The 2,507-nt window shown below is 57.2% G+C and carries 3 protein-coding genes; 2 read left to right on the plus strand and 1 reads right to left on the minus strand.

Going from position 1 to position 2,507, the window contains the following annotated elements; all coding sequences use genetic code 11:
* The first annotated feature begins 52 nt into the window (after window positions 1-52).
* Both EN935_RS30865 and EN935_RS41015 read left to right on the plus strand, forming a co-directional pair.
* Window positions 53-514: an Rrf2 family transcriptional regulator gene (locus EN935_RS30865; RefSeq protein ID WP_127373960.1), complete on the plus strand. Its 462-nt coding sequence runs from the start codon at window positions 53-55 to the stop codon at window positions 512-514.
* A 171-nt stretch (window positions 515-685) separates the two neighbouring features.
* Entirely contained in the window at window positions 686-829 is a 144-nt protein-coding gene (locus tag EN935_RS41015) for a hypothetical protein (RefSeq protein WP_164757958.1), read from the plus strand.
* A 676-nt stretch (window positions 830-1,505) separates the two neighbouring features.
* Here EN935_RS41015 and EN935_RS30870 read toward each other — a convergent pair.
* Window positions 1,506-2,123, minus strand: a complete 618-nt coding sequence (locus tag EN935_RS30870) for a DUF2062 domain-containing protein (RefSeq protein ID WP_245469033.1) — start codon at window positions 2,121-2,123, stop codon at window positions 1,506-1,508.
* Window positions 2,124-2,507: the final 384 nt, after the last annotated feature.

Here is a 2,507-nt window from a genome sequence, read left to right on the forward strand (position 1 = left end):
GGTTTTCTAGCGATTTCCGTAACAGCACGCCAACCAAAGAGAGGAACCACCGGTGAGGCTGACCAACTTCTCGGACTATGCTTTGAGGATGTTGATGTACGCGGCCTCCGCCAGCGATCGCTTGATCACGATCGAGGAGACGGCTCGCACCTTCAAGGTGTCGAAGACACACCTCAACAAAGTGGCCAATACGCTGACACGCGGCGGCTACCTGAAGGCGGTCCGCGGCCGTTCCGGCGGTCTCGTCCTGGGGCTCCGGCCCGAGATGATCCGAATCGGCGATGTCATCCGGCTGACCGAGCCGGATTTCGCGGTTGTGGAATGCTTTGCGACTGGAAACCAATGTGTGCTCACCGGCTCCTGCAAGCTTTCAAGCATGTTTGGCGAAGCGATTGCCTCTTTCCAGAGCACTCTTGACCGCTACACGCTCGCCGACGTCGCACTGCTGCCTCAACATTTCTTCGGCGGGCCGCTGCCACCGCAAACTTCCGGCGCAGCGCGAGGCGGTGTGTAAGGTCGACATCTCTTTACGATCGGAGACAAAATGTTGCGCCGCTAAGGATTAAGAGCCGCACCATCTTGTCGCCGGATCGATCTGAGGACGGAGCAGACAGTCGCCACATTCACCTACGTAGGCGTTACCTCGACCGGACGCATGCCGATTTTCCTCGCATGGAGACGAGCTATGGCTGAACCAAAGAAGAGCGATAAGTCGATAACAAGGCAGTTTGAGTCTGGTATAGACCCGGATAACAGTCTGTTGCCCATGCTGATCGGCGGCCTTGTCTTGATCGTCATCGGCGCGATCATCGTCATGATGTTCGTCTAGTTTCGAAATAGCATGGTCGCCCACGGGTGCGGGGTCGCGCTACAGTTCTCCGACCCGGTTGATCGGGCGGCCGTCGGCAATGCGAACAAGGACGTTGGTGAGCCAAGCTTTCGGTTTGACGCCGTCTAGCTGGCCGATGTGCGATTAGCGGTTTCTGGTCATAAGCGGGCTTCTCGAATAAGCGACGCTCAGTACCCCAATAAGGCGATGAGCTCGTGAGCCTGCTCTTCTTTGATCTGCGCTTCTCTAACCAAGCGTCGAACGACAAAATTATCGGGTAGAGTCCCGGATGGAGATCCTCTGCGCCTAGCGGCGGTCGAAATGGGTAGGAAGGTCCCAGCGTTCGCCTCTTCCTCGATTAGCCGGTAGTCCCGTGAAGACCGCTTTCCAACCCAGTTTCGCAAACCGGACGACTGACTGGGTACGCGTTGCCGCCGCCCAGTTGCCTCCGGCGAAGCGTCCGCCTTTAGATAGCGCTGTCTGTATAGAGAGCTTCATGAGCGTCTATCGGCCTGACATCGCGCCAAACAGACAGGGTGGCGCGTACATCAATAACAGTGCGGCGAGGAATCATGACGAAGGCTCCAGATATCCGGGCCGCCAATTGTAGGGAAGCACTTATAGCGGCGATATTGCCGACCAGCGGACCCATTTCTACAGCTGCCCTACCCGCAATTCACCCTCCAGAACGGCGATGTCGAGTGGGCAGAGGGGGTGACAACACGATGTCCTCCTGTTGCTGGAGCAGGCTACCCTTTTTTGCCAGTCGCTTGCGCCTCTGTTCGCGGAAGGCTGTCATGCCATAGCGGGTGATGCCATAGAACAACAGGCCAAAAATCAGCCCGAGTGGCACCGCACCGCACAGCATGGGCTTTAAGACTGGTGCCCACAATTGCGAAATGGAAAGGGTCTGCAACATCTCACTCAGATGGGCTGGCCGTTCGTGACTTTGCATGTGGCCGTGCAGCATGATCTTGCCGGTCTCCCAAGTCGCTCCCACAACAAACGGGAGGGTCAGCGGATTGCCAAAGACAAATGTTCCAAGCCCTGCCGCCACCATGTTTCCTGAAATCAGCCAGCACACGATGGCGGCAATGGCGAAATGGGAACCTAGTGGAAAGAAAGACGCGAAAACCCCAGCCGCCACCCCCGCCGCGACGGCGTTTGGAGTGGCGTTCAGACGGAGGATACGCTTTGAAACGTACTGAAACGATCGCGAGAAGGAGCGGCGCGGCCACATATAAATGCGCAATCGCTCGAAGAGACCATCAGGATTTCGGCGTCTAAAGAGCACTCTCTTGCCCACTTCAAACGCGGTCGGTTGAACGGATGGACCTCGTCTCTGAAAAAACGCAGCCTGTGCTGCTTTGTTCCGAATTTGTTGATCAACCGGGTGTCCGAAGCGCAAGTGCGGATAGTCGGGCCACAGTCGAAAAAGCCCAGGCTGAGAACACGGCATAGTTACCGAGTCGGACGCCCATTCTTCGGCTCCCGCGCAATGCGCCACGGGCCGCCGGCTTCGGACGGCAGCATTTTCACCTCAACAGCGCCCAGGACCAATACGCACCAATTACCATTTGCACTGCGAACGCCGTGAACCTGAGACTGACTGCGACCTGGCTCGTGGAGACGAGGTGAATTATCGACTGAACTATTCGCGCGCCTAACAGTGTAGAGG

The organism is Mesorhizobium sp. M7D.F.Ca.US.004.03.1.1, assembly GCF_003998635.1.
In the GTDB taxonomy this organism is placed as follows: domain Bacteria; phylum Pseudomonadota; class Alphaproteobacteria; order Rhizobiales; family Rhizobiaceae; genus Mesorhizobium; species Mesorhizobium loti.

What these genes read in the sequence shown, in the direction of transcription:
- EN935_RS41015 (WP_164757958.1), top strand. Translation starts at nt 686, where the DNA reads ATGGCTGAACCAAAGAAGAGCGATAAGTCGATAACAAGGCAGTTTGAG.